Source organism: Bacillus sp. FSL R9-9530, from assembly GCF_038008145.1.
GTDB classification, from domain to species: domain Bacteria; phylum Bacillota; class Bacilli; order Bacillales; family Bacillaceae_G; genus Bacillus_A; species Bacillus_A mycoides.
This window is the reverse complement of sequence record NZ_JBBOYO010000002.1, coordinates 251887-277731: the sequence shown is the minus strand read 5'-3', so window position 1 is coordinate 277731 and position 25845 is coordinate 251887. Positions and strand designations below refer to the sequence as shown.

The following is a 25845-nucleotide window of genomic DNA, read 5'->3' as shown; positions in this document are numbered from 1 at the left end:
AGCTCCTTTTTTAGCATATACGTTTAAGTTGTTATAAACCGTATCAGTGCTTAAGTGATACTTTCATCCCATGCCTAAAGGCGGACTAAGGTCCGATATGAGCTTCCCCACATCGCGAAATCTGTAAATGATATTTATGATCTTACAAAAGCGTAATGTTAGTGTCACATAAATGAATTTTGCTATTAAGAAGATTAGGATATAATTTTTGTGAAAAGAGATGTGAGGTGAATAATATGAAACGAATTATGCTTATGTGTAGTGTTGTTGTTTTCTTTACAGTATTATTAACAGGTTGTAACTTAAACCGTCTTGGTACAGATACATATTATGTGCAAATTACCAAGGATGGTGAACAATTAAAAGAGAAAAATGTAAATGGGGATACGACTTACCAATATACATTACCTGGATTTGATAAGGATGGCGAAAAGAAAGAAATGGAGTTTACAGCGTTAAAAAACCTTCGTAAAGAAGCATTTTTACTTATATATTACTCTGAGGAAAAAGGTGTGAAATCTTGGGAAGAGGTTAAAAAAGACGAGCTCCCTACAAAAGTAAAAGAAAAATTAAAGTTGAATTAACATATAAAAGACGCCATTGTTAGAGAAATATATCCCCTATTTCTTTAGAGTTTCAAAAGCGAAAGACTGACAGTTATTGTCGGTCTTTTGCTTTTACAGGAATAAGCACGTAATTTTGTGGTGCTTTAAGTACTAAGAAGGCTTAATTTTGTTTATGTATTTGTTGTAACTTAATGGATTTCGTAATGGCTATGATATAATAAAATTCAAGTATAATAAGGGGGATTAATTAAATGATTTTTCAAAGCATGATTACAGCTATTATAGAAAAATTACAAGAGACGGTGAATCCCTATTGGATAATTGTGTTTGGATCAACGGCTGAGAACAGAGAACGGGAAGATAGTGATATTGATATAGCTTATTTAAGTGACACAACTTTAGGGAACTATGAACGTTTTTTATTAGCACAGGAGTTAGCAAACATCGTTAATAGAGATGTTGATTTAGTTGATTTATCCGAAGCTTCTACAGTTTTTCAAGCTCAGATTATACATACAGGAAAGACAATATTTTGTTCGGATGATAAACGTAAGGTCGTTTTTGAAATGAAAACCTTAAAAATGTATTCAAAATTGAATGAAGAACGACAGGTAGTATTTGATGATATAAAGAAAAGAGGTTCAATATATGAAGAATGAGGTTATTTTAAATAAAATTTCTACAATAGAGCGTTGTATAAAAAGAATCCAAGATGTGTATGGAAATGCCCCTGAAAATTTAGAGGATTTTACAAAACAAGATTCAATAATATTGAACATACAAAGAGCTTGTGAAGCGAGTATTGATTTAGCGATGCATATTGTTGCAGGAAAAAAATTAGGACTACCCCAATCTAGTCGAGAAGCCTTTGATTTGTTGGTTACAGCAGGATTACTTAGCGCTGATCTAGCAAATAAGTTAAAGGCGATGGTTGGATTTCGTAATATTGCTGTTCATGATTATCAAAGTGTAAATTTAGATATTGTTCGTCAAATTATTGAAAAACATTTAACTGATTTTAAACTATTTACGAAAGAAGTAATGGGGATATTGGAATTTTAGGCGAAAGAACAAAATAATAGAGCTGAGAAAGAAAGTAATTTATACCAGCTATTGAAACAATTACTTAATTTCGTAAAAAGAAAAGCGGTCATAAGATGAATTTGTTCATGTTGAAGTGAATCTTTGCATGAAATGTATGTAGATAATAGTAGGAGCAATATCCATATACAATTTTATCAACAAATAAGTAAATATTTTTAAAACTAATTTTTATACATATAATGTATACCAAAAACAAAAAAAGTTTCCACAAGGAAACTTTTTTTGTTTTTGGTAAATTTACAACAGTTAATTAATATACAGTTTTTGAGAAAAATGATGAATCATGTCAAATCATCTTCATTTACACAAACATAAACGTAGTATAAAAATGAAGCATATCCAAAATAATTAAAGGGGCTGAAAAATTGATTAAAAAACTTATTATTGGTTCTATTGCTTTAGGCGCAACAATAGGAGTGAGTATACCTACATTTGCTGCAACACTACATTCTTCATCACAGCTTAAAGAAACTTAAAATTCCCATGTACAATCTCTACATTCTCCATGGCAGTATTTAGGGCAAACTTCAAGGGAACTTCAAATTAAAAGTAACGATCCAAACGTACTAGCTTTTGAACTAGCAAAAGAAGCGCCATTTTACGAAGAAGAATTAGTAGACATATGTTCTGTAATTTTAGATGCAAATGTAGATGTTGTATATTGGACAAGTAAGGAATGGGTTAGATTTGAAGAAGGAAATTATGAGTTTAAACATGAAATTAAAATTTTTAGAGATAAAGAACGTCAGCAATTAATTACTGCACTAGAATCTTAGATCTTTTACAAAAAAGAAGCAATGCTATACTCCCCTTATAGTAGATAGGATAAAGAAAACACATTAACCTGTTTACTATGGAGGGGATTTTTCTATGAGTAAAATTAGCACCACTGATGAAGTAGAATTTAAGAAAAAAGCAGTCGATTTATATTAAAAGAAGGAATGAGATATAAATAATTGGGTCTTTTTTTGTTTAACATGTGTACGTTTATTACTGATGAAAATCGTAATGTAATTAAATCCATGGCTTATATTTTAGGAGTATGTCCTTTAGTATTTATTAATACAAAAGTTTCGTAATAAGAATTTACTGATTGTGCTATTTCATATGACTTTAAGATAATTGAAGAAATATATTGGATTAGGGTAAAAGGGTTTAGGCTAACTTTGTACAAGTGGATATTAAAACACTATAGAAAAATAAGGAAAATAGTTATAAAATAGGAAACTGAACGGAACCGTTCGGTTTGTTTTTGTTGTGCAAGATAAAGATAACCAAAGATAAGGGCTTAGGAATTCTTGTCTTTGTTTAAAACAAACACTTAACGAAGGTATCAGTACAAATGGAAAAGGTGAAGTAGTAGAAGGTTAACGTCTTCCTACTAATAGATTTCCAAAATCAGCTGGATATATAAAAGATGAGATTGCAAATGGGAAAACTGATATTTGTACAATAAATAAGAATTGGCTTCAAAAAATAGAAATTAAACTTTAGCATTATTATTCAAAAGTGTCATAACTAGTATTTCTTTAGTGCTGCTATATAAAAGAGTGCTGAAAATTAGCTGCATTTTAATGCTAATCACAATGGTATCATGCTTTTGTATTTGTATACACAAATGCTTAGATTCGTTAAATTATTGCTTTAATTATAGTGAAACTATCAGTATAAAAGGAAAGAAACTCTATCAAACAAAAAAATTGGAACGTTTGATTAAATGACTAGTATGCTATTTTCATGTTCAAGTTAATAACATAAATAGAACCTATTAATATGTTACTACTTTGTTTTTGTATTGTTGAAAATAAGAAAGGTGAAATCAATGAAAAAATATTGGCATAAGCTATCGTTGCTTCAGAAAAATGTATTAATAACGGTAGTAGTAATTCTAACGCTTGTGGGAAGTATGGGGTTGTTAAGCTTTAACATGTTTCAAAATAGTATGATGTCTATATTTGAAAGGCAGTCTTTTGAAACAGGAGATACAATAATAAATCAATTAGATCTAGAAATAGTAAGAGATGTAGCAAAAGACCCTACAGCACAAAGAGTGAAGAAAGAAAAATTGACAGAGCAATTAGATAAAGCTATAAAAAATATGAAAAGTGTCGGACAAACATATGTTACAGGGGCTAAGCTAAATGATAAAGCTGAATTACAATTAGTTGCTTTGGATACAGAATTAGCAGATACGGTTTCTGTAAAACTAGGTTCTGTAAAAACAGGTGACTATTATGAGCATCCTACTCATTGGAAGAAGACATACGACCAAGTAATGAAAACGAAACAGGCACAAATGACAGAAGTGTATGAAGATGTACTAGGTACATGGGTAACAATTTTAGAGCCAATTACTGATGAAAATAATAATATAATTGCAATTGTTGCAGCGGATTTAGACGCTTCTATTATTCCTCTTACAAAGAAAGAATTTATAGTGCACGGTTTACTATTTATAATCATTTCATTAACAATCGCAATTACAATTCAAATATGCATCTCACGAAAATCTCTATCGCCTTTAAAGGATTTACAAGAAGGGTTACGTAAAGTTGGTGAAGGGGATTTAAGTATTAAGTTGAATGAAAGGTCTGATGATATAGGGATAACTAATATCTATTTTAATAATACTATTAAAAAGTTTAATAGGATTATAGATAAAGTAAGGCAGACTGCTGAACAAGTTTCAACATCCTCACAGGAATTGTCGGTAAGTACCAAAGAGAATAGCATAGCCTTTAAAGGAATTGCAAGTGCTATTACAGGATTAAATTTAGGAGCACATTCTCATGAATATGTAGTGCAAAAATGTTTAGGAATTGTTCAAGAAATGGAAAGTAAGATGGAAGAAATTAAAAGAGCTGCAAAACAAGTTGCGACTGCTTCGGAAGATATGGAACAGCATTCTGTAGAAGGAAAAGATTTGATTAAGCAAATTGTGAATCAAATGAAAAGAAGCCGAGATTCAATTCAAAGTGTATCTTCTAGTATTTATGCATTAGAAGCACGATTTAAGGAAATTAGTGAAATCATTACTGTAATTACAAATATTTCAAATCAAACAAATTTATTAGCTTTAAATGCTTCTACTGAATCCTCATATGCTGGAGAGATGGGGAAAGGATTTTCAGTTGTTGTGGATGAGGTACGTATATTAGCGGAAAGAACTGAGGCATCTGCAAGGGATATAGCTAAATTAATTGGTGAAACCCAAGCTGAAACAGAGGAGGCTGTAAGATCCATACAGAATGGTTCAAAGGAAATAGAATCAGGAATAACACTTGTTCAAAGTAGTGATGCTTTCTTTGAAAAGATTTCAGAATCTGCACAATCTGTTACAAATCAAATTAAAGAGACTTCGAATAATTCAAGTGACATTTTAAAAGATAATCAAACTATTGTTCAGATTGTAAATGAATTATCATACATTGCAAATACATATGTGAATAGCAGTAGTAATGTAGAGATAAGTATGAAAGAGCAAGAACTGTATGTACAAGATATTGCAGAGTTGGCAAATTCTTTAAATTGGCTCTCCCAAGAGTTACAGGAGTTAATAGGGGAATTCAAAAATAAGTAGGATAGGAGAAGGTATGGGTATGACCTATACCTTTATTTATTCCCACATAAGGGATGAAAGCTTAGGTATATATGTAAAATAGCTAAAAGAATAATTTTTTGCATATTTTGTTGGAAATAGAGCATGATATTACCAAATTCAACGGAGGTGTTTAAAAAATGCAAATTCGCGAAAATAATAATTCAAACGAAATCTTAATAGCAGCTGCAGCAAGTGCAATTGAACAAATGAAATATGAAATTGCACAGGAGTTTGGTGTTACTCTTGGGCCGGATTCAACAGCAAGAGCAAATGGTTCAGTAGGTGGAGAAATTACAAAACGTTTAGTTCGTATGGCGCAAGAGCAGTTATCTGGTCAATATAAAATTCACTAAAGTTAAAGGTATATCCCATGGAAGGGATATACCTTTTTAATTTGCCTTTAAAGAGGATAGTGAAAATTTTTACTGCTAGTTAAATTTAGACACTGCAAATTTGGCTGTGAAATTCATCTTCTTCATGTAAGAAGAATTTACTCCTGCTTGAAATTGAACCGAAATATTACCGTCTTTTTGTGCTTTGAATACGCGACCGTATGGTGAATTCGCATTGTATGTGCCAATTACTTGATCATCTGCATCAAAGACTGTATAAGAAATTGGGAACCCGGAATTTTGTACAAAGACCGTAAGTTCTTCCCCTTTATTAAGATTAAATGATTCTTTTTGAGAAACCTCATAGGAACTCATAGAGTAATATTTTGTAACTTCTTGAATTTCTAAATTTGTAGTTGCTGCACTCGCTTTAGGTGCCTCTGCTCCTGGTAAGTTCATACCTGATAGTACTGCAATTCCTAATGCCCCTGCTAAAATAACGTTTTTCATAATGCTAGTTCCTCCTTTAATATATTGTGAGATTTGAAAACGAAGTGAAAATATCACCTCTTGAAACCATTATAGTTACAACGAGAATGATTTTCAATGAGATTTAATATGTAATTTTGCATACATAAGATGTCGATATAAGGTAATCTATCCGAAGTTTAAAGTATTCTTAAAGAAGGAGAGAACAACTTTTCAAAACTATGAATGTGATGGTAGCTGGTTTTTACATACGTTGGTTCTATAAGTGAATATTTTGTTTTTTTTTATTGTGCATTCATTGTATGTAAATAAACAATCAATTGTTTGCAAAGTTTTATAATTCGGAATTATTAAACAAAATAAGAGATTATATGTTATAATAAAGCTGCAATAAGGTTTAGCATCCTAATCTTATTGTGTATATTTAGCCTAAGTATGTCGTTTGTATTAAAAATAAGAAGTCTCTCAAAAAGAGGCTTCTTATTTTTGGTATGGAGGGGGATTACAGATGATTGATTATTATCAAATTTTTTTATTTACTATGGCAGGTATTACCTTGTTTTTTTATATACAACATGCTAGAAAACCAACGAAAAGAAACAAATGGAAATTCTTTGTTGTAGTATTTTTATTTTTCCTTTTGAATTATTTATTTCTGAGATTTATATAGGTAAATGTAAGAGGGGATACGTTTTTAATATTAAAATATAAAAAAAAGAAGGTGTAATCCTTCCTTTCATAATCTAGTTTGTCAATGCGAATATTTAATTAACTAATGTCATTGGCGCTGTGTAAATTGTGTCAACAGATCCGTCAGCATTCGTAATTTCAACTTTATAACGGAATGTGCCTGAATCCCCAATATCTTCGCCATTGCCTGAGAAAGTAACTATTTCTTCATTTGAACCAGCTGGTAACATAGAGTTCCAATTGAACCAAGTTTCATAATAGCCCCAGCCAGTTTCATATTGTTTTTCGATAGCAACTTTGTAATTCACACTTTCAGCTCTATTATTTGTAACTTTTGCAATGACATTTTGTCCAAATCCGTATTCCGTAGCGTGTAATTGAATCGTGAAATTGTTCACTGTTTTGCTAGGGCCACAAATGTAACGACAATATTCGCTCGCTCCATCGGCATGAGCTTTAGGTGTTTCTATATTCATTGCTGTTAAACTACCAAGAGCCAATGTTCCCATTAATAATACTTTACCAAATTTTTTCATATAAAATCCCCCCTGAGTATGTTTTCAATTTGTTTAATAGTTGTCACATCAAGTAGTTATATGACATTAAGCAAATTGAATGTTCTTTTTCCCTGAGTACATTTGCTACCATTCTTCCATCTTGTAGTAATTTAATCTGTACATAAGATTCCATGGTTTTAAATCCTAAATATGTATCTGAATGTACATTGAATAGATCCTTTAATATATCGATGATACATTTGATTTATTTACTTGTATCACCTCTTCATTACCGTTTATTGGTAAAAAGGTAATGTTATTATACATAATATTGGAATCTACTGACAAGAGCTAATAATTTTGATTTAGTCATTAACAGGAAAGAAAAGTATTAAATTAGGACGGTGTTCAAAAAGAAGATAAAAACATTTGAAATGTGTGAGAAATGATTTGCAGAACAATTAGAGCACAAGTACTGTGGGAGTTTGTAAGTACTGTAACAGAAGAGAATATGAAGCAGAAGCAGGAGTTAGAGTCTACACCAGGTTTATTAGTAAATCTATTTAAAACTTGTAAAAGAAACCATTCAAAATCAAAAAAAAGCGAAATAGAAAGGATATTTAAGGAAATTTAAAAGGCCTTGTCATTTTAGACAGGGCCTTTCAAAAAGGGACACAATTGAAAACTGAAGGTGACTTCATATTACCATTTTTGGTATTTTAATTCCAGGGATTCATATTGAGAAATAAAATGATTATTTTGTAGAGTGTGAGATGGGGAATACTGCCTATCAATTTTTCAGGACGGGAAGGCATAAGCAGAATTTTTTATTTGCTTTAAACAAGGGATAGAAGAAATACTTTTGCTTAGTAAAGTGAGTTAATCATAGTTCAAAGTTATGTGAAAAACTGTTTTCAGGATAGGTAACCTTTTTGTTTTAAAAAGAGAATATATTTTCTCAACAGGACAAATGGTAATCATCTATAAGTACTACTTATAAGGATAATAGGAAAATAGAAATTAATAATAAAGGAGAATGCGAAATGAAAACAGTAGTATCTGATAGAAATCTAGCTGAAATCCGCGAAGAAGATGTAGAAGTCTTAAAGGTAATGGCACATCCGGTTCGGTTACAAATTGTGAATGAATTAATGCACCATAAAATGTGTAATGTTACGCAGTTAACGGAAATATTAAGACTCCCACAATCTACTGTTTCACAGCATCTATCAAAATTAAGGAGAACCGTACTCCGTGCAGAAAGAAGAGGGTTAGAGATGCATTATTATATAGATAATGCTAAGGCTCGTCAGATTGTAGAAATTTTAGGTTTGTGGGTAAATAATAAGCAAAAAAGTTCCCTTTTATAAAGTAGGGAACTTTTTGCATGTTTATCAAAGTGTGTACCATTATAAAAGAATATGAGATTTAGAAAGGATGCCAATCTAAAATATTTTATATAGGGTGAATGGGGGAAGTAATAAGTAGCGGCTACATTACATTTTAAAATGACACACATTTGACACTCCCAGCCCTAAAGGGGCCAGCTGACTAACATCAGTGGGATTCTTGCTAACAAAGGCGAAGTCTATTTCTGGTATCGCTGACGTGCAAGATTGCGGTGTGCCATCACCACTCCCACAACAGACCATATAGGTTCGTGGGCTACGGTACTGTGACCATACCGTACAGATTGTTGGTTCTCAAATTACGAAAACAATTAAATTGATACATTTAAGTTGCAAGTTATAAAAAATATTAAAGGGGGAATTTCTATATTTAAGAAATTAGTAGTAGGGGCTTTAGCAACTGGGGTTATGCTGTCTGGTGCTACAGGAGCATCCGCAGCTGTAGACACTGGTAATAATTTGAATAACCGTAATAATTCAATTGCCGCAACATGTGATTATAAGCCCTTTCCTTATAATAGTAAAGATGATATGCCTATGGTAGTGATTAAAGGGGGGATAAAGCATTATTTAAAAGGAACTGTTATAAACGGTGGACAGTTATACGGGTTATATGAACCTGAATATTGTTAAAGAAAGGACACTCATTTGAGTGTCCTTTCTCCGACTTGAACCATCTTAATTTTAAAAATATGAATGTTGGATGCCGATCCAATATAGGCATAATGAAAGGAACTATCAAGATTTCTTTAGGTACCCTATCATGCAGTGAAATCTTATTATTTAAAATTGTAATACCTTTGCAGAGATAAAAAAGTTATTTAATTGAAGCGCCTGTTAGTTAAAGTAAGTCTTTTAAAAGCAAGTTCCAATGTAGGATCATATTTGTTATTCTCAATCGCATTAATCGTTTGTCTTGAAACATGACTTAATTTAGCTAAATCTTCTTGGGAAAGCTTTTGCTCTTTACGTAAAATACGAATTATGTTCTCCATTTTTATGAACATCACCTTTAAATTTGTCAAAAGTTTTTTACATTTATAAAAGTGAAAAAACGATAATCCTTCTACACTTTAGATAGAAAGAATATCGTTTTTTTTATTTTGGGGGTATTTTCATTTGTTAGCTTGTTACCCCATAACAATGTCAACATATTTTTTCGTTTTTTGGGGGAGTAATTTCTTAAATTGGTGAAGAAAAGAACTTTGTTCTTTTTTTATGTAAAATATTCTAATTTTGCATTAGGAAAGAACTGTTTCATATAGGAATACAGATGATTTTTTATATCCTCTTCTTCTTCTTTTTGATAAATGTATTTTCCAATTCCATATTTCCCCCATTTATATCTTCTTTTCTCTTCGTCTAATTCTAATTTTGTCATCGGATAGTTTTTTTCAATCACTCTCTTAGCTGGCTTTGTAAAACGATGTTGAATAAACTCAAATGTAATATCATCCCGGGCGTCAAGAGGTAATTCAGCATTTAGACGTTCAAACATATGATAGTATCCATCCTGCCAGCCTTCATGAAGATATATAGGCGCTACAATGAAACCAAGTGGATATCCTGCTCTAGCTACTTTTCCTGCTGCCTCAATTCGTTTCGCTAATGGAGAAGTTCCTGGTTCAAAGTTTTTAATCACATAATCAGCATTTATACTAAAACGAAATCTTGTTTTTCCATTATGTTTAGCATCAAGTAAATGATCTACATGGTGGAATTTCGTAACAAACCTCAATTTCCCATATTCAGATTCTCCAAAATGCTCGATGGCCCGTTTAAGGGTATGCGTTAAATAATCGATTCCTACAATATCTGAAGTACACGACGCTTCAAATCTTGTTACTTCAGGTGCACGCTCCTTCATATATTTATCAGCAACATCTAAAATTTCTTCAACATTTACATACGTTCGTATATAAGGCTTACTTCCCATCGTTGTTTGTAAATAACAATAATGACAATGTCCCATACAGCCCGTTGCAAAAGGAATTGCATACTCTGCTGAAGGTTTGGAAGTATCAAATTTCAGTGTTTTTCTAACACCAACAACAAGTGTAGATTTTGCTACTCGATATTTTTGAAAATCGTTATCGCCTGGCAAATCTCTTACTTGATTATGGGAAGTAGTATGTCTAATTTCAACATCCATCTTTGAAAACTTCTCAAAAAGATCTTTCCCCAAAGGATAATCTAATGCTTTAGGTTCAAAATATACAAGCTTAGGCATAAATGGCTTATTCATTCCAACATCCCCTCTGAAATATCACCATAATAGTAAGTGTACGCTTGGTTTGCCTCATCTTCTGTAGCATATACAGCCACCTCGTTTGTTAGGGGATAATATGTTTCGTAAAGAAATAGTGCTAATTCATTAGGTCTTTCAGGATTATTTACAACTGCTGCAGCTTGTATATTAGCTACATCCTGCGTGTGGGGATTTCGATAAAAAATATAGACTATGTCACCAGCATTATACGTGTTACTTTCAGAAGAAAATTCCATTCCATCACCATCTCATTTCATATAATTCAATGTGCAAAGCTTTACTTTATAATGTTCCTGTGGTGTAACTATTTAATTTCATTGATAAGATTACGTCATACAAATATACTTTCAAATATGAATAATAATTGCACTACCAAAAAGGCAAGCATATATCAATGCTTGCCTTTCGTTCTAACGACGATGTTCAACAAGATCAATTACACCTAAAACAACGTGAGCTAAACCAAACCCAAATACCGTATTTGCAATCATTTTATTAGTTCCACGAGTTTGTTTAAGAGCATAACCTGCTGCTGTCACTGCTGTACCTAGAGCTGTTGGAATTAATCCTTCACGAATGTCCACAGTGATGCCTCCTTGTATCGTAGTTAGTAAATTTGTTTTAATACTTTGAAGTAAAGCATTAAAACAAGTATTAGTATTTTTCTTTTTAGTAAAATTATGTGGAGTCTTTCATAAATAAATATTTCTAATTCATTACAACAATAGAGATTGAAGAAAAATATTATTCAATTTTCTTTTCAACCTGTTTTCTAGTACCAATTATGATTAATCAAAACTGTTTAGGCCCATATTAATCTGTGTTTAATACATGATAGATATGGAGTTGAATGTAAAATGGAACATAAAGGTAGAAATTCAACGGAAGATGCACTACTCCAGTACAAATATGGTTTGGGAGTATTTGCTGAGAAAATGCCGAAACTTACTGAACAATTTAATTCATTTACGGAAGAGTGCTTTAAAGATGGTGTGCTATCAAAAAAGCAAAAACAATTGATTGCATTAGGCATCAGTCTTTATTCTCAGGATGAGTATTGTATTATTTATCATACAAAGGGATGTATTGATCAAGGAGCTTCCGAACAAGAAATCCTAGAAAGTATTGGGGTAACAGTAGCATTTGGCTGTGGCCCTACCATGAGTCAAGCAGTCACACTTGTTCAAAAATGTATAGAAGAATTAAAGAACATGAATTAATTAGAATAGGATTGCTTGCATGAAAGTTTAGCTTTTTCATTTGTGGATTCGTAATACAAAAAGAGCATCCCTATAACGAGGATGTTGCAACAGGAAAGAACACAGATTAAATTATAAAAAGAATTAATTATTTTATAATTTAATAATGAGACAGATAATATTGAGGAAATTAAGAAATAATTGAATACTCCTATATAATTATAATTGATTAAGAGTTGGAGTAGTATGCTGTCATCTGTCCTTTTTTAAAGAAGATTGGTCTCAATCTTCTTTTTTCTGTTTTTGTCTCTCTTCCCTCGAAAAGAAGAAAAGGAATTAACTAATAATTGTGGAAATCGCTTGTTTGTAAACCAGTTGTTGCTTACCATGAACCATTACAAGGACAGTGAATTTATCTGTTGAGAGGATTTGTCCACGTATGGGAACCCCACTTTTCAAAAATATAGTGCTGTCCCCTTTTTTCACTTTTAATTGTTCATACGTATCTTCTTGTAAGTTATACATGGAAAATGCCCCCTATATTTATATTTCCCTTCTAATCCTTCTTGCTATATAACTATCGTATCATATTTAAATTAAAATACCGCTTTAGCTACATATTTCGCAATAAATTTATCGAAAATACAGAAAGAATATTATCTTTTGTAAAAGTGGATTTAATTTTTTTATAAACGATAATGATGTTATTTTAGTCACAAATAAAAGGAAAATACGAACTGTAGCAAATATTATCAAAGATTAAAATGAATAGCGTTAATCGATTTATTCTACTATTTCCTCCTAGAAAGAGTACGGTCAAAGGTACTCTTTTTTCATTTTAATTAGCTTGTCATCCCTTAAAGGAATACGCATATATTTTGTATGTGAGGCTTTTTCACTCATATGACCCTCCCTAAAAAGAGCACTTGTTTACGGTGCTCTTTTTTAGCACCTAAAAATTTTTTCAACATCCGACATATAGAATTAATAAATTGTATTTTGTATTATATAAGTAACCTCAACGCAAACTTTACTATTAATTTTATTCCTGAAAGGGCCTACCCTTGCAAAAGGCCTTTTTTAAAATTTGTCTCGTTTCAGGGGAAACAGTAGTATAAGCGACTTTTTTGTCATCTAATACTTCAACTTGTTCCCAATCTTTAAAAGCCACAATGGCATAACTTATTTCTTCGTTTGATTCGTTACCATTCGATATAGTAAGTTCTTTTCCCTCATTTTCGGAAAAGATAGCTTGAAGTTTTTTCTTCATTTCTAGTAATAAATAGTGGTTCATAGAGATCGCAAAGACTATTGCTAGAGAAGTAATAACATTTGGATTTAAGAAGATCACTTCTAAAAACAAAAAGAAGAAGACCACCCGTAAGCCGGCAAAGCGTGGGCGGTCTTCTAAAAAACATAAAAAAATATAACAATCATCGAGTAAGTTTATTATAGCATCAATAAATAGGATTTTTATATGTAAAATTACATATATGTAGATTTATTTATGTTTTATCTATATAGTTTAATTGTCTGTTATTTGTTTTAATTCATTTACTTATATTATTTTTTGAGCGCTCCAGCAATGGAGCCTTTTTTTTATGCAATAAGACATTTTCTTTACATTATTTAGTCGATGTATATTAGTTTTTCCTTCTTAAAAGATATCTATATTTTACCAAAATATTGTATAGACGACCAGTCTTTTTATGAGAATTTAGTGAGTTAATAGTATTAAATTTGAAAATAGTATTTATATCGAAAGTAGTAGATGGATTATTCTGTATGTCAATCGATATGCTAAATTGCATATCGAAAAAAGTAGAATTTGTTAACGTTTTCAAAATAAGGAATATTTTTAAAAATTTCTGCTAATATCAAACTTGTACTTATTATAAAACAAGGGGATGTTTATATGTTTAAAAAAGTTACATTAGGGATATCATCATTAGCGGTGGCAGCGGTAGTTGGGTTAGGAATGGCATCGGAGGCATCAGCAGGACCAGCAGCACCTCTAACTTCTTTAAGTGTAGTAAAAGTGGAATCACAATTGGGTGGAGTTGAATACATTAATCCTAATAGTTTTAGTACAACTAAAGATCATGGGGGAAGTTACTTATATGTTTACACAAAAGAAATAGGATATGGCCAGTTTCCTTTTGCCAAAATGAATGGATTTGATGTGAAAAGTATTGGTTCACAAATAATTGGTGGTAATCCTATTGTAGGTTGGGAATATAAATGGGACGCATCAAATCATCAAGAAGGGACTTTTGAATATCAAAAGACTTCAATAAATTATCCAAGAGATACGTGGCGCACTTCGTTATATATTAAATAATTAGTTTTATATATTCGTAGCATGAAAATTCCTGCACCTTGTGTGGAGATTTTCATAAAGAAAAGGCACCCTTATGTAGGTGCCTTTTCCAATAGTTTGTTTAGCAGAAGCAGATAGCTCCAACTATGATTAATAAAATAAATAGTACAACTAATAAAGCAAAGCCGCCGCCACAACTACCGCAACTACCACCAAATCCCATTTTAATCTCTCCTTTGAGTAGGAGAGGAAAATTAAGGTCATTCATGTATTTTAACGGGTTCACTTTACCCTATGTTTTTACGGATTAATTGAGCAGGTCCTTTTGAAAATAAAAAAAGACACCCTAAGGTGCCTTCCTCCGACTTGAACCACTTTAATTTTAATAATGTAAGTACATTATGCAGATACAGTAGCTTTACCCTTACGGAAGATACCCATTAACCCGCCAATTAATAATAATACTCCTGGTAATAAGTAAACGATAGAGATACAGATGAATCCGCCAATAGCGGCAACTGTCATCATGATACCGCCAATTTTAGCGTTCTTCTTAACTACTACGCAGCCAACGATTCCTAAGATAGATAGAGCAACAGCTACCCATCCTAAACCAATGATGCTGTCTGCACCTTCAGCTTCAAATGCAGCTCCCATACCACCAATCAATAATGCAATAAATGCACAAATAATACCAAAAATACCACCAATAAGTCCTAATGCAAATTCAGCTATTCTTTTCAATTTAATGCTCCTTTAAAGTTTATTCTACTTTTAATTTAATTTAATTTCTTTACCCATCATACCGCCGCGAGCTTTTAATACTAAGCCTTGTGCGTCAGCAGGTACGTCAAAGATGATTTTACCGGTTTGAGTTAAACTAGGATTAAGTTGTTTTAAGAAGAAATCAGATTTATCACCATTTCCAATATCATAAGCTGTTTGAGCTTGTGTAGAATATGTAAATTCGCGGTCTTGGTTATCCATTAATTTGAAGCTATTTGCGTCTACAGTGATAGCATCTTTTTTATAGTTTTTGGTCAATATGTAAGATTTCCGAGCTTATCATAGCAAACAATCAATCGTAATTTTGTTATATTCTGTCGAACGGAAATAAAAAAAGCACTCATCAGAGTGCTTAACCATAAATTTAATGTTTTTTACTAGATTTTTTATGTCCTTTATTTCTTTCACAGGCCACACCATCACCATCGCGATCTAAATGTGAAGCATAAGCTGGGCTATCTGGAGTTATATCATAGTAACCAGCATTATTTGCATCCGTACAGTTTGCAAAGTGAACTTTCTCTTGTTTAGGTGCAGCTTGTTGTTGAGGTGCTGTATTAGCAGTAGTTTTTTGTTGCTCCTGTTCTTTTGCTCGAGTTGCTTCTTGTTGTTTCTTTTGTTCTTCCTGTTGTCTTTGAGCCTCTTCTTGTTTTCGTTGTTCTTCTAATTTCTTTTGCTCTTCCGCCTTTTTCTGTTCTTCTATTTTCTTTTGTTCCTCGTCCTGTTTTTGCTCATCTAGCTTCTTTTGTTCATCTTCTTTTTTAGTTTCTTGTTTTGGTTTTTCTGATGTACTTGCTTTATCATTTGAACCACAAGCAGCCAATCCCATAAGTAACACGCTGCATGCTAAAGCCATGAATAATTTCTTGCTCATAATTTAATTCCTCCAAGATATATAAAATGTAATATTTCTGGACAATCTTATCAAAATAATTATCCGTATATTGTCATATTTTGTCGATTAGAAATAAAAAAAGAGAGCCGTAGCCCTCATTGGTTAATTTGGTACAATCTTCACATAATTTTATCCCTAGAAAATGGAAGGAAGTACATTCTCGCATTTTATGATACTGGTACTAGTTATCGGAATTGCAGGATTCATTTACCTGATGGATCGGATAGATAAACGGATTATGAAGGATGAAAAGTGATGGATAAACAGCAGGGGGACAAGGTGACAAAGAAGAAATAGCAAACATAATCAAAATGATATGAGATTTAAGAGCTAGAGGGATACATAACAGCGCAGATAAGGTAGAGGAAGCTCATAAATATATTACTTTAGCTAAATAAAAAAGCCTCGCAGGGGGTAAGGCTTTAAACAGGGGAAAAGAATTGTCGAGTAAATAAGAATTACTTCTTGAGAATGGCTTAATTTTAACACATGCATCATAAAGGGTGAGGAAAATGCATCCGCTAGCTAAAAATTAGCATAATAAAAGGCCTGTGCAGATGCACAGGCTGGTTGATACACATATCGGTAATTAAATGTTAACAGATTTATTGAATAATTGTTATTGAGAAAATAAAAACAGTCGATTACCCCTAATTAACTGTTTCGTGAAACGATGCAATATTTTGCCCCTCTATTATAACATGGTCGTTTCTTCTAATTAAACAAGGAGTGAAAGCCTATGTTAGATAAAAATCAATCGAAAGTCTTCCTTCCTTCATGGGCATGGAAGGAAGAAATGAAAAAGAAGCAAAAGAAAAAGCGATTGAGTACATTACTCCCAATCGCTATCCAGGATACAAAATCATTGAAATAAGAGGCGATATATCGCTTTAGAAGGATTGGACCTAGTGTTTGATGAAAGCGAAGTGATTCAATTACGAGAAATGTGGGATGAGGATAAAGATATTCTTGAAATAGCAAAAGGGCTAGGAAGGAATCAACTAGAAATCGCCACATTAATCATGGATCAGGCAGATAAGAACAAAATTAAATCTCGTCCAATGGGGTTAGGGGCATGAAACAACTACCACGGGAGGGATATAGTCGGAATTTTTGATTATACTGCAACAAGTACAGCGGACAAATTTTTGAAGCGTAATAGAGTTATGACGTACTCAGTAAAGTTTTATGACAAAGACGAAAAGTGGAAGCTTCATTGGTTTGAGGCGAAGTCCAAGAGAGAAGCTATAGAAATCACGGGATTACCAATACATTACCATAATAGGTAATGTATTTCCAAATATTAGATGTTGAGAAATCTTTTTATAAATCCTTCATTCGGCACAACAAAGCAATCAGCTTAATTAGCTAACTGCTTGTTGTACAAAAGAACATTAGGCCCTGCAAGTTAGGATGTGTAACGTTAAGTTACAGTTATAGTGTTAGCAGGGCCGGAAATGTTATACGGGGATTAATGTAATGAAAATTTCATTTTGTCGAACTCTATTTGAATAAAGTAACTAAAATTAATTGATTGTATCCAATGCAAGGGATATTTTTGAATAACGTAACTTTAATCAAAGGGGATATATAATGACTGGACAAAACAATCGTGGTGGGAAAAGAGAAGGAGCAGGACGTAAAGTGATCGGTGTAACAAGAAAAGTATCGTTAACTTTACCAACTGAGTTATGGAGTGAGATTGAGTTTCTGTGTGAATAGGATGGGGGGAGTCAATCTAAAGTAATTCGAAAAATGTTAGAGACGCAGATACCGAAAACTCAAATGGTACGGGATATAAAAGAACTTCAGAATGCCAACATTGGTGCAAATATTACAAGTGATGAGGATTTCGTAGATTTTTGCGTGAAACTGGTTCACGAGATCTTTATACAGAAGAAGCATAAATATGAACCGGATTTAAATTAAAATCATATTGGCTAACGTAAAGAATACCAATCATTTACTTCTCCTATCAGCACAAGTAAATGATTGGTATTTCTCATTAATATTGCTAAGTCTGAACTACGAGCAGAATACTTTATTTCATTCTTTTTTCCCTTACAGTTTGATCTTGTAATCGCTGTTGTTCTTTTATCAGTCATTCCTACATAAGCGTTGGATATTTTGCAGGTTTGTTCAGACTGAAAAGAGCTTATTAAACCATCCATTATTCACGTTCTTCTTCACATATTTGTACCACAATTATTTTTTTGTTGTTAAAACTAGTTTTTAAGAAGCATATGCTTTAGCAACTGCAGAAATTCTTTATCACTTTTATCATCTTTTATGTAATCCTGTTCGTAGTTAAAAATCATTCGTACTAACATAAAAGCTGTAAGTGGTAATGGTACCTTATGCAAAGCTCCTTGATGATAACCTTTTTCGAGCAAATTACTTATCATTTTAATTGCTTCTTCTTCAGACTTTTTAAAACAAGCTGTAATTTCAGGCGAATGGTACTCTTTATATTCTTGAAAGAGTGTAGAAACAAACGGATCTTGATGATATTCTAGGCTGATATAATGAAGGATTTTTTGTATTCGAAGTAAAACATCTTTTTCCTCTTTATATAAATCAAACAATTGTGAACGTATAAGCTGAATATGACGCATATAGCAGTCACATAATATTTCAGTTTTATCTGTATAGTAATAATAAATAGTACCTTTACCAACTTTAGCTTTCTTTGCAATTTCATCAACCGTTGTGTTACGGACACCACGCGTAGAGAACAGTATTGTGGCAGATTGAATGATTTTCATTTTTTTATTTTCTTTTTCTAATTTGATCATTGTCTACACCCTATCCTTGAAATATTTAGCGAAGTTTTTTTTCATTACATTCTGTATCAGTCCATTTGTAATTTTTTAACTCCTAATAGAAAGTCCTCTATTTGCTTCTTATAGAATAACATACACCATTCTCATTTCTAGTATATAACTATAATAGAATGCAACTTTATAACTTAGGGCAAAAATGAAAGTTTAAGGTAATAACTTTTTAATCGAACGATGAGAATTCAAGTGAAAGGGGACAGTGATTTCTTTCTTGAATGAATTATTTGATTTTTTATTCAATTCGTTTTATTATATAAACATGACTAAAAGATGTTTTTAGTCGGATTTTTTTACGGAAAACCGACTGATATTTAATTTTAGTCGGTTTCTATACTATTTGAGAGAAGGTAGACACTATGTGTGGAATTGCAGGGTGGATAGACTGGTCTAAAGACCTGTCTCATGAACAAGAAACGTTAAAAAAAATGACAGATGCTATCACTCACCGAGGGCCTGATGCAGAGGGGCATTGGCTTTCAAAACGAGCAGCATTAGGTCATCGACGTCTCATCGTCATTGATCCTGAAGGTGGCCTTCAACCTATACTGTATAAAGATGGAAATGATACGATTGGCCTTACGTTCAATGGAGAAATTTATAACTATCAAGAATTACGTAAAGAACTTGAGGGGAAAGGCCATGAATTTCAGACAAGGTCTGATACAGAGGTATTACTACATGCTTATTTAGAATGGCAAGAAGATTGTGTTCAACACTTAAATGGGATTTTTGCTTTTGGTATTTGGGATGAAAGATTTGGGAAATTGATGCTTGGTCGTGATCATCTAGGTGTGAAGCCTTTATTTTTCGCTCAAAGAGGAAGCACAATTCTCTTTGGTTCAGAGTTAAAAGTTTTGCTTTCGCATCCGCTTGTAAATGCAGAAGTAGATAAAGAAGGACTTTCTGAGGTATTTTGTCTTGGACCAACACGTACTCCTGGTCATGCGATTTTTAAGGATATACATGAAGTACGTGCGGGTCATTATATGACGTTTACCTCTAAGGGTTCAAATACGACACAGTATTGGAAACTTGAAAGTAAAAAACATATAGATGATATTAATACGACAGTGGAGACAATCCGCTCCATTTTACAAGATACTGTTAAACGCCAGTTAATTGCTGATAGACCAGTGGTATCTATGCTTTCCGGAGGTTTAGACTCAAGTGGTCTAACAGGTTTAGCAGGAAACGAATTTGGGAATAAAGGGGAACGTCTTCATACATATTCCTTGAATTTCATCAATGATGAAAAAGACTTTGAGCAAGACTTCCTTCGTTTTGATCGTGATGAACCTTGGGTGAAACGTGTGGCTGAATATGTAGGAACAAAGCATCACTCTATAGAGTTAGGATCAGATAGTTTAATAGAGCATTTATTAATTCCAATGCGAGCGCGTGATCTACCGGGAGTTGGGGAACTAGAAACGTCTCTTTATTTGCTATTTAAGGAAATGAAAAAAGACGCAACAGTTGCACTTTCAGGCGAATCCGCAGATGAAGTGTTCTCAGGATATCCATGGTTCCATCAAGAGAAGTTTTTAGATGCAGAGATATTCCCTTGGAGTGTTAATTTATGGTATAGTACAGAAATTTTATCAGAGGATTTTAAAGAAAAGATTAGCCCTGAAAAATATCAAAAACAAAAATTTGAAGATGCGGTTGCTGAGGTTCCTTTTTTAGAAGGTGAAAGTGATCTGCAAATGAAGCAACGTCAAATGTCTTACATGTTTATTACACGTTTCTTGCCATTTATGCTAGAACGAAAAGATCGTACAAGTATGATGAATGGCTTTGAAGTACGAGTTCCATTTTGCGATTACTGGCTTGTAGAATACTTATGGAATGTTCCATTCGAAATGAAAAGCATAGACAATATTGAAAAAGGTATTTTACGTCGAGCTTTTGAAAATGTACTTCCAGAGGATGTACTTTATCGCAAAAAAAGTGCATATCCAAGCACAAAGGATGCCTCTTATCTACAAGGTATTAGTGATTGGATGTTACATGTGTTGAACAATCCTGAATCACCTATTTTGCCATTAATTAATGTAGAAAGAGTTCGTGCGATAGCAGAAGGAAAAGACGAAGTAATTTCAGGTAATGATGCACGAGGTATAATAGATTATTTACTTCAAGTTAATAGTTGGCTTCAGGAATATAATATTAAATTAGTATGGTAGATGTAATTTTCAAATAAAGAGAATAGCTGAAACATCAATGACCTAAGTGAACCGCATCTCCAATGGATTAGATAGTTATCTAATAATTGGAGATGCGGTTTTATTATCTTGATTTGCCATAACGTTAATCAGTTAGTAAATTAGAATCAAATAAAAAACATAGAAAGAAATAGGGGAATAGTATGAATTGGAGATACCCCGTAAAGGAGAATACGATGAACCTTTTAATTAGAGAATTAGAAGTAGATGATTTAGATAATTTACCGGAGATTGATGATAGTTTTATAGTAAACTCTCGGTTAATTCTTTCTCTTTCAAAAGTAAATAAGCAAATAGAATATACAGTAGAAGACGTTCCAAGTTATGAGAAAAGTTATTTACAAGATCAATATGATGATGAACTAGCATACACTGAATATATAAATAAGCCTGATCAAGTAATTTACATAGCAATTTTACATAGCCAAATTATAGGAGTAATGGTATTGAAAAAGAATTGGAATCACTATGCTTACATAGAAGATATAAAGGTGGATAAAAAATATCGCTCACTTGGAGTAGGTAGGAGGTTAATTGAGCAAGCAAAGCAGTGGGCAAAAGAAAGCAATATGCCAGGTATAATGCTTGAAACACAAAATAATAATGTAGCAGCATGTAGGTTCTATGAAAAATGTGGGTTTGTAATAGGTGGGTTGGATTTTTTAGTATATAAAGGGATACATGAAGAAAGCGATGAAGTTGCAATGTATTGGTATTTGCATTTCAAATGAAAGTACACCAAAACTTGAATATATAAATTTCTCGCTGTTACATTCGGGACAAGCGAATAACTAAAAGAAAAAGGAGGTTTCTTTCCGAGAGTAGGGGGGACTCTTTGCTCTTGGTACCGATAATGAGACGTTATACTAACTTGACATGTATAGAGTATACAACCAAAATCAAACAACAAATCACTTCTTATAAATGGTAAAATAGGGGAAAGGAGGTCCTGTATAATGCCTTTAGAAAACTCTATTTATTACATTGGAGTTACTATTATATTAGTGATCATCGGTGCACTGCTTGGGGGGATTATACGTTTAATTCAACATACTAGTAATTACAAAAAGCAAGATTCAGTTGAGCAAAAGTTAGATAAAGTTATTCAACTTTTAGAAAAACAAAACAAAGATTGACCTTACTCAAAATAGAAGTAGTTTGCAATAGCTCCCAATAACGAAAATTATGTAAATGAGCTGTCTATATGGACAGCTCATTTTATTTTTTCTTATCGTGGGTGTTCTTTGAGATGCTGAAGGTACCCAATCACTATCAAACTAACAAAAGCAAATATCCTCAAAACGAAAAAATAAGCCGGTCTTTGTCAAAAAGTAGGTGTTGTAAAAGTAGTACGGTCCCCTTATTAAACAGTTAATTCAGTCCCTCAGGGCTGATGAGTACTTCTGTTGATGCTTCTAAACAGCTAGATAACTGAGCAAAAGAAGTTATAGCTATATTTTTGCCAACTCATACACATAAATCTACTAAATCTTTTGCGCGGTACTGTCTGTTTTGTTGCACAAAACCAACATCTCTAGCAAGATACTGTAAGGTATTTGGAGATAAAAAAACTTTGAATTTCTTGAGCAAATAGTTCTAATTCATCATACACAGAAACAGAAATGAAAAAGCCATCCTTTCCTATAATTCTACAGAAAAAAATTCTATTCTTATATTTGTTGGATAGTTTTAGATACAAAAATAAAGAAATCAGTAATATATATGTGTCTTAATGTAAAATATACATTGCATTTTTGTATATAACAATTTAATATGTAGAATATAAGATTTATAGTATGAAGTTATCATTTACAAATGAGACGTATTTAAAGTCTAAAAGTAAAGAGAAAATTGCAAGAGTAAAAAAAGTCTAACTCAACTGAAGTTGGTCGATATTGTAAACGCTACGCGACAAACCACTAGTCTTATTGAAAGTAATAAGTCTAACCCTTCTTTAAAACTTTATATTTGTATAGTCGGAAATTTGTATAACAGTTTAGATAAATTATTTGGGAGGAACTTTAAAATGGAAAAACTAAAAAAATGGTTTTCACTCAGTACACACAAAGATGAAAGAATTCAACAAATTGAAATGAAAATTTGGGCTCAATCTGGAATTGTTGTCCTACTTTTAGCTTTTTTAGATGTTATCATAAGGGGAGCATATCTTCATCGCCCATTCCTAGAATGGATTGCTTCATTAGCCATTATGATTTGTTATATGATATTCTTTTTTATTAAATCTATTCTGACTGGTGCTTATGAAACAGATATTAATAATAAAGAACAATTAAATGAAAAATTAAAAGAAAAAATGAGTAATACCTTTATTTTTTGTTTTGTCGCAATAGGTGCTACTACATACAAATATTACTTCCCTGAAGATTTCGGTGGATGGTTAGCAGCAATAACAAAATTCATTATACTTTTCGTTTTCCTATTTGGTATTCAATATCTTATTACAGTAATAGCGTGGAAGAGATCCAATAAAATTTAATAAATATAGACAAAAAAACTTATCCTTTAGCACTTAATGATAAGCTTTTTTATTATTTTTTTATCGTTTTTGTGGTATTTGCTTCTCTTAGGTTGATAGCGATGTGGTGGTACTCCATCACTATCAATTTAAAAGAATGATTCCACGCTTTAAGAAAAAATTAATTTGTTTTGATTGAAAATAGATTATAAAGTTAATATTTAAATATAAAGAATTTGAATATTAATATGTTATCATTTGAATGATTCAGATATGGGTTAAAAAGTTAATATTTGTAGCTGAGGTAGTTTATACATATGAAAAAATTTAATTATGAAAAGGCGGTATTTATTATGAAAGCAATTAAATTAGCAGGCTTAACAATTGCAGCAAGTTTATTATTGGCAGCGTGTGGTAATGAAGAAGCGACAATAGAGCAAGATGCGAAGAAAGAGGAACAAAAAGAAAAAGTTAAAGCATTTCAGGTAGAAAAGCAGCAAGAACATAAGAAAGTAACTGTGCAGCAATCGACGGATAAATCAAAACAGCATGAAAATGTAGTAAAGGAGGCAGTTAAAGAAGAACCAAAAGCAGAGTCAACACCAGTTGAACAACCGAAAAGCAGTGGGTTAAATGAAGCGCAAGCACAAGAAAAAGCGGAACAATCAAAGACAGCACAAGGCCAGGGAGCACGTAATAAGGATGTGAAGTTAAGTCAATTAGGAATCCAAACAGCAAAGGATGGAATAAAGGTGGCTGCACAGGCGCAAGACGTCCATATTGAAGCAAAAGACAGCCTAACTCGAATTGTTGTTATCGTTCCTGTGGGAACAACGAAAGAACGAGCGCAACAAGTAGGCGACATAGCAGCGCGCCAGGTGGCAAGTTTCGGGACAATGGGGCTATATGTAGATTTGAAAACACCGTCAAAAGACTATTTAGGGGAATATTGGGAAAATTTCTCTGGTGATATCGGTATCTATGACAGCAATGAAAAACAATTGGCACGTGGGTATATTTCCAAGTTAAATCCAATAAAAATTAAATGGTAAGAAAAACAAGGTCCCTACACAATGTGTGGGGATTTTTCTATAAAGAAAAAACACCCTTAGGTGCCTTTTCTAATAGTTTTTAGCATAAGCAACTGCATCCGATAATGAATAAATATGAGATAATATAAATATAATTTTATATATTGATATTATATAATTGGATTTGTCTCAAATGCTATTAGGAAAATTGAATTTTTCTATATTTAGAACTAAGTTAGTAGGCTTGGTAAACGAAAAGACTATTAGGTTATACATAATAGTCTTTTTTATAGTTATATATTGAAATTCAAATAATCATAATAGGTGAATTTGTTGTAAAATATATACATTTATAGTTGTTTGTATTAACATTATTATAAATATTGGAAAATGAGGGTGGTAAATGTAAAAAATTTAAATGCAATTTGAAACTTTCTATAGTAAGTTTATAGTTTTGGGAGAAGAAGAAAAATTAAATTTTGGGGGTTAATTCACTATGTTAAAGAAAATGATGTTTATGTTATTGGCTCTTACTCTAGTTTTTGTCCCAACTCTCGCTTCAGCTGCAACTATTGAGGATGGGAAGAAATACAACGCAACACATGAGGACTTAGAAGCTCAAGCTAAAGAATTAGAATATATTTTTTCAGTACTTATGGTAAAAAATGAGGAAACAGGTAAATACGTTCTTAATAAAGAAGAACTAGCGAAATCTTCATACAATAATGAAGAAAAAGCAGCTATTATTGCTGGTGTTTATGTAATGAATGATGAAGAAATGCCATCTAATGTTTATTCAAGTAATGTTTGGGAAAGATGTTGGCAGGATGCATTGGGTATTGGAAAATCATATTTTAATAAAGTGAAGGAGTATATTAAGAAAGAAGATTACTGGGGAGCAGCAGGAGTGCTTTCATTGCTTGGTTTATCTATCAATCCAGTAGTACTATTTGGTTTTGCAGTAACTTGCGGACCAGCTCCGGCATATATTACACCTAATTCTCATGAATAATTAGCCTGGTATCTAATAAGTAAATTTACTAAAATAAGAATCTCTTTTGTGAATCTATTAATGCAAAAGAGATTCTTTTTATCTTTTTAAACAACTATAGCTGTTAA

General features: G+C 32.3%; 31 protein-coding genes and 6 pseudogenes. 22 read left to right on the top strand and 15 right to left on the bottom strand.

The window, feature by feature from the left end; all coding sequences use genetic code 11:
* Nucleotides 1–236 precede the first annotated feature (236 nt).
* The 6 genes and pseudogenes from MKX66_RS29195 (at nucleotide 237) to MKX66_RS29170 (ending at nucleotide 5624) form a co-directional block, all read left to right on the top strand.
* Complete coding sequence (locus tag MKX66_RS29195; RefSeq protein WP_016096888.1) at nucleotides 237–584, top strand: YxeA family protein; 348 nt, start codon at nucleotides 237–239, stop codon at nucleotides 582–584.
* Between the two features lie 233 nt (nucleotides 585–817).
* A complete protein-coding gene (mntA, locus tag MKX66_RS29190) occupies nucleotides 818–1225 on the top strand; it encodes a type VII toxin-antitoxin system MntA family adenylyltransferase antitoxin (RefSeq protein ID WP_016093855.1) in 408 nt (135 codons plus the stop codon).
* The gene (gene hepT / locus MKX66_RS29185; protein ID WP_016093854.1) at nucleotides 1215–1628 is read left to right on the top strand and encodes a type VII toxin-antitoxin system HepT family RNase toxin; all 414 of its coding nucleotides are present in this window, start codon (nucleotides 1215–1217) and stop codon (nucleotides 1626–1628) included. The genes mntA and hepT overlap by 11 nt, the downstream gene beginning before the upstream one ends.
* 407 nt (nucleotides 1629–2035) lie before the next feature.
* Nucleotides 2036–2446 (top strand): annotated as a pseudogene (locus MKX66_RS29180) (hypothetical protein).
* A 1046-nt stretch (nucleotides 2447–3492) separates the two neighbouring features.
* Nucleotides 3493–5250 (top strand): methyl-accepting chemotaxis protein, encoded by a 1758-nt coding sequence (locus MKX66_RS29175; protein WP_341087983.1) that lies wholly within the window; start codon nucleotides 3493–3495, stop codon nucleotides 5248–5250.
* Between the two features lie 158 nt (nucleotides 5251–5408).
* Nucleotides 5409–5624, top strand: coding sequence for an alpha/beta-type small acid-soluble spore protein (locus tag MKX66_RS29170; RefSeq protein WP_001167047.1), 216 nt, complete (start codon nucleotides 5409–5411; stop codon nucleotides 5622–5624).
* Nucleotides 5625–5699: 75 nt separating this feature from the next.
* Here MKX66_RS29170 and MKX66_RS29165 read toward each other — a convergent pair whose 3' ends face one another.
* The gene (locus MKX66_RS29165; protein WP_341087981.1) at nucleotides 5700–6113 is read right to left on the bottom strand and encodes a hypothetical protein; all 414 of its coding nucleotides are present in this window, start codon (nucleotides 6111–6113) and stop codon (nucleotides 5700–5702) included.
* A 743-nt stretch (nucleotides 6114–6856) separates the two neighbouring features.
* Nucleotides 6857–7318, bottom strand: a complete 462-nt coding sequence (locus tag MKX66_RS29160; RefSeq protein WP_341087979.1) for a hypothetical protein — start codon at nucleotides 7316–7318, stop codon at nucleotides 6857–6859.
* A 406-nt stretch (nucleotides 7319–7724) separates the two neighbouring features.
* On the opposite strand from MKX66_RS29160, the gene MKX66_RS29155 reads away from it, so the two are divergent.
* The 3 genes from MKX66_RS29155 (at nucleotide 7725) to MKX66_RS29145 (ending at nucleotide 9321) form a co-directional block, all read left to right on the top strand.
* Nucleotides 7725–7913, top strand: a complete 189-nt coding sequence (locus MKX66_RS29155; RefSeq protein ID WP_341088168.1) for a hypothetical protein — start codon at nucleotides 7725–7727, stop codon at nucleotides 7911–7913.
* A 409-nt stretch (nucleotides 7914–8322) separates the two neighbouring features.
* Nucleotides 8323–8649: an ArsR/SmtB family transcription factor gene (locus tag MKX66_RS29150; protein ID WP_341087978.1), complete on the top strand. Its 327-nt coding sequence runs from the start codon at nucleotides 8323–8325 to the stop codon at nucleotides 8647–8649.
* Between the two features lie 405 nt (nucleotides 8650–9054).
* The gene (locus tag MKX66_RS29145; RefSeq protein WP_445662220.1) at nucleotides 9055–9321 is read left to right on the top strand and encodes a hypothetical protein; all 267 of its coding nucleotides are present in this window, start codon (nucleotides 9055–9057) and stop codon (nucleotides 9319–9321) included.
* A 188-nt stretch (nucleotides 9322–9509) separates the two neighbouring features.
* Here MKX66_RS29145 and MKX66_RS29140 read toward each other — a convergent pair whose 3' ends face one another.
* The 4 genes from MKX66_RS29140 to MKX66_RS29125 all read right to left on the bottom strand — a co-directional run bounded on the left by MKX66_RS29140 (nucleotide 9510) and on the right by MKX66_RS29125 (nucleotide 11541).
* Entirely contained in the window at nucleotides 9510–9683 is a 174-nt protein-coding gene (locus MKX66_RS29140; protein WP_219303818.1) for a helix-turn-helix transcriptional regulator, read from the bottom strand.
* A gap of 221 nt (nucleotides 9684–9904) precedes the next feature.
* Nucleotides 9905–10933 (bottom strand): spore photoproduct lyase, encoded by a 1029-nt coding sequence (gene splB, locus MKX66_RS29135; RefSeq protein WP_341087973.1) that lies wholly within the window; start codon nucleotides 10931–10933, stop codon nucleotides 9905–9907.
* Entirely contained in the window at nucleotides 10930–11193 is a 264-nt protein-coding gene (locus MKX66_RS29130; RefSeq protein ID WP_341087971.1) for a transcriptional regulator SplA domain-containing protein, read from the bottom strand. Before MKX66_RS29130 ends, splB begins: the two co-directional genes overlap by 4 nt.
* 174 nt (nucleotides 11194–11367) lie before the next feature.
* The gene (locus MKX66_RS29125) at nucleotides 11368–11541 is read right to left on the bottom strand and encodes a hypothetical protein (protein ID WP_000354585.1); all 174 of its coding nucleotides are present in this window, start codon (nucleotides 11539–11541) and stop codon (nucleotides 11368–11370) included.
* A gap of 273 nt (nucleotides 11542–11814) precedes the next feature.
* Between MKX66_RS29125 and MKX66_RS29120 the strand changes: the two genes are divergently transcribed.
* On the top strand, nucleotides 11815–12177 hold the full coding sequence (locus MKX66_RS29120; RefSeq protein ID WP_002090463.1) for a carboxymuconolactone decarboxylase family protein: 363 nt from the start codon (nucleotides 11815–11817) through the stop codon (nucleotides 12175–12177).
* 315 nt (nucleotides 12178–12492) lie between these two features.
* Here MKX66_RS29120 and hfq read toward each other — a convergent pair whose 3' ends face one another.
* Nucleotides 12493–12681 carry an RNA chaperone Hfq gene (gene hfq, locus MKX66_RS29115; RefSeq protein WP_219303822.1) on the bottom strand — a complete coding sequence of 63 codons (189 nt, stop codon included), beginning with the start codon at nucleotides 12679–12681 and terminating at the stop codon, nucleotides 12493–12495.
* Nucleotides 12682–13240: 559 nt separating this feature from the next.
* Nucleotides 13241–13454: pseudogene (locus MKX66_RS29110) on the bottom strand (hypothetical protein); the annotation flags it as partial.
* Nucleotides 13455–14071: 617 nt separating this feature from the next.
* On the opposite strand from MKX66_RS29110, the gene MKX66_RS29105 reads away from it, so the two are divergent.
* Nucleotides 14072–14497, top strand: coding sequence for a DUF4879 domain-containing protein (locus MKX66_RS29105; RefSeq protein WP_002017095.1), 426 nt, complete (start codon nucleotides 14072–14074; stop codon nucleotides 14495–14497).
* Nucleotides 14498–14597: 100 nt separating this feature from the next.
* Here the strand turns inward: MKX66_RS29105 and MKX66_RS29100 are convergent, their stop codons facing one another.
* The 4 genes and pseudogenes from MKX66_RS29100 to MKX66_RS29085 form a co-directional block, all read right to left on the bottom strand.
* On the bottom strand, nucleotides 14598–14699 hold the full coding sequence (locus MKX66_RS29100; RefSeq protein ID WP_341087970.1) for a YjcZ family sporulation protein: 102 nt from the start codon (nucleotides 14697–14699) through the stop codon (nucleotides 14598–14600).
* A 176-nt stretch (nucleotides 14700–14875) separates the two neighbouring features.
* Nucleotides 14876–15220, bottom strand: coding sequence for a DUF4064 domain-containing protein (locus MKX66_RS29095; RefSeq protein ID WP_341087968.1), 345 nt, complete (start codon nucleotides 15218–15220; stop codon nucleotides 14876–14878).
* 30 nt (nucleotides 15221–15250) lie between these two features.
* Nucleotides 15251–15511 (bottom strand): annotated as a pseudogene (locus tag MKX66_RS29090) (DUF4352 domain-containing protein); the annotation flags it as partial.
* A gap of 115 nt (nucleotides 15512–15626) precedes the next feature.
* The gene (locus MKX66_RS29085) at nucleotides 15627–16136 is read right to left on the bottom strand and encodes an excalibur calcium-binding domain-containing protein (protein WP_341087967.1); all 510 of its coding nucleotides are present in this window, start codon (nucleotides 16134–16136) and stop codon (nucleotides 15627–15629) included.
* 760 nt (nucleotides 16137–16896) lie between these two features.
* Here MKX66_RS29085 and MKX66_RS29080 point away from each other — a divergent pair.
* From MKX66_RS29080 to MKX66_RS29060, 5 genes and pseudogenes are all read left to right on the top strand, one after another.
* Complete coding sequence (locus MKX66_RS29080; protein ID WP_016093845.1) at nucleotides 16897–17031, top strand: hypothetical protein; 135 nt, start codon at nucleotides 16897–16899, stop codon at nucleotides 17029–17031.
* 10 nt (nucleotides 17032–17041) lie between these two features.
* A complete protein-coding gene (locus MKX66_RS29075) occupies nucleotides 17042–17236 on the top strand; it encodes a hypothetical protein (RefSeq protein WP_033716034.1) in 195 nt (64 codons plus the stop codon).
* Nucleotides 17233–17413: pseudogene (locus tag MKX66_RS29070) on the top strand (hypothetical protein); the annotation flags it as partial. The gene MKX66_RS29075 and the pseudogene MKX66_RS29070, both read left to right, overlap by 4 nt.
* 337 nt (nucleotides 17414–17750) lie before the next feature.
* Nucleotides 17751–17879, top strand: a complete 129-nt coding sequence (locus MKX66_RS29065; RefSeq protein ID WP_341087964.1) for a hypothetical protein — start codon at nucleotides 17751–17753, stop codon at nucleotides 17877–17879.
* Between the two features lie 33 nt (nucleotides 17880–17912).
* Nucleotides 17913–18086: a hypothetical protein gene (locus MKX66_RS29060; protein WP_341087963.1), complete on the top strand. Its 174-nt coding sequence runs from the start codon at nucleotides 17913–17915 to the stop codon at nucleotides 18084–18086.
* A gap of 14 nt (nucleotides 18087–18100) precedes the next feature.
* On the opposite strand, the pseudogene MKX66_RS29055 reads toward MKX66_RS29060, so the two are convergent.
* Nucleotides 18101–18328, bottom strand: a pseudogene (locus MKX66_RS29055) (IS4 family transposase); the annotation flags it as partial.
* Nucleotides 18329–18382: 54 nt separating this feature from the next.
* Nucleotides 18383–18952, bottom strand: coding sequence for a TetR/AcrR family transcriptional regulator (locus tag MKX66_RS29050; RefSeq protein ID WP_341087960.1), 570 nt, complete (start codon nucleotides 18950–18952; stop codon nucleotides 18383–18385).
* A gap of 401 nt (nucleotides 18953–19353) precedes the next feature.
* Here MKX66_RS29050 and asnB point away from each other — a divergent pair, with 401 nt between their 5' ends.
* The 3 genes from asnB to MKX66_RS29035 all read left to right on the top strand — a co-directional run bounded on the left by asnB (nucleotide 19354) and on the right by MKX66_RS29035 (nucleotide 22355).
* Nucleotides 19354–21180: an asparagine synthase (glutamine-hydrolyzing) gene (gene asnB, locus MKX66_RS29045; protein WP_341087959.1), complete on the top strand. Its 1827-nt coding sequence runs from the start codon at nucleotides 19354–19356 to the stop codon at nucleotides 21178–21180.
* Between the two features lie 215 nt (nucleotides 21181–21395).
* Nucleotides 21396–21950 (top strand): streptothricin N-acetyltransferase SatA, encoded by a 555-nt coding sequence (satA, locus tag MKX66_RS29040; protein ID WP_341087957.1) that lies wholly within the window; start codon nucleotides 21396–21398, stop codon nucleotides 21948–21950.
* 225 nt (nucleotides 21951–22175) lie between these two features.
* On the top strand, nucleotides 22176–22355 hold the full coding sequence (locus MKX66_RS29035) for a DUF4083 family protein (RefSeq protein ID WP_002090483.1): 180 nt from the start codon (nucleotides 22176–22178) through the stop codon (nucleotides 22353–22355).
* Between the two features lie 238 nt (nucleotides 22356–22593).
* Here MKX66_RS29035 and MKX66_RS29030 read toward each other — a convergent pair.
* A pseudogene (locus MKX66_RS29030) lies at nucleotides 22594–22843 on the bottom strand (IS4 family transposase); the annotation flags it as partial.
* Between the two features lie 402 nt (nucleotides 22844–23245).
* Between MKX66_RS29030 and MKX66_RS29020 the strand changes: the two are divergent.
* From MKX66_RS29020 to MKX66_RS29010, 3 genes are all read left to right on the top strand, one after another.
* A complete protein-coding gene (locus tag MKX66_RS29020) occupies nucleotides 23246–23716 on the top strand; it encodes a DUF6773 family protein (protein WP_341088157.1) in 471 nt (156 codons plus the stop codon).
* Between the two features lie 296 nt (nucleotides 23717–24012).
* On the top strand, nucleotides 24013–24747 hold the full coding sequence (locus MKX66_RS29015) for a DUF874 domain-containing protein (protein ID WP_341087955.1): 735 nt from the start codon (nucleotides 24013–24015) through the stop codon (nucleotides 24745–24747).
* A 475-nt stretch (nucleotides 24748–25222) separates the two neighbouring features.
* Nucleotides 25223–25738, top strand: a complete 516-nt coding sequence (locus MKX66_RS29010; RefSeq protein WP_341087954.1) for a hypothetical protein — start codon at nucleotides 25223–25225, stop codon at nucleotides 25736–25738.
* The last annotated feature ends 107 nt before the right edge of the window (nucleotides 25739–25845 follow it).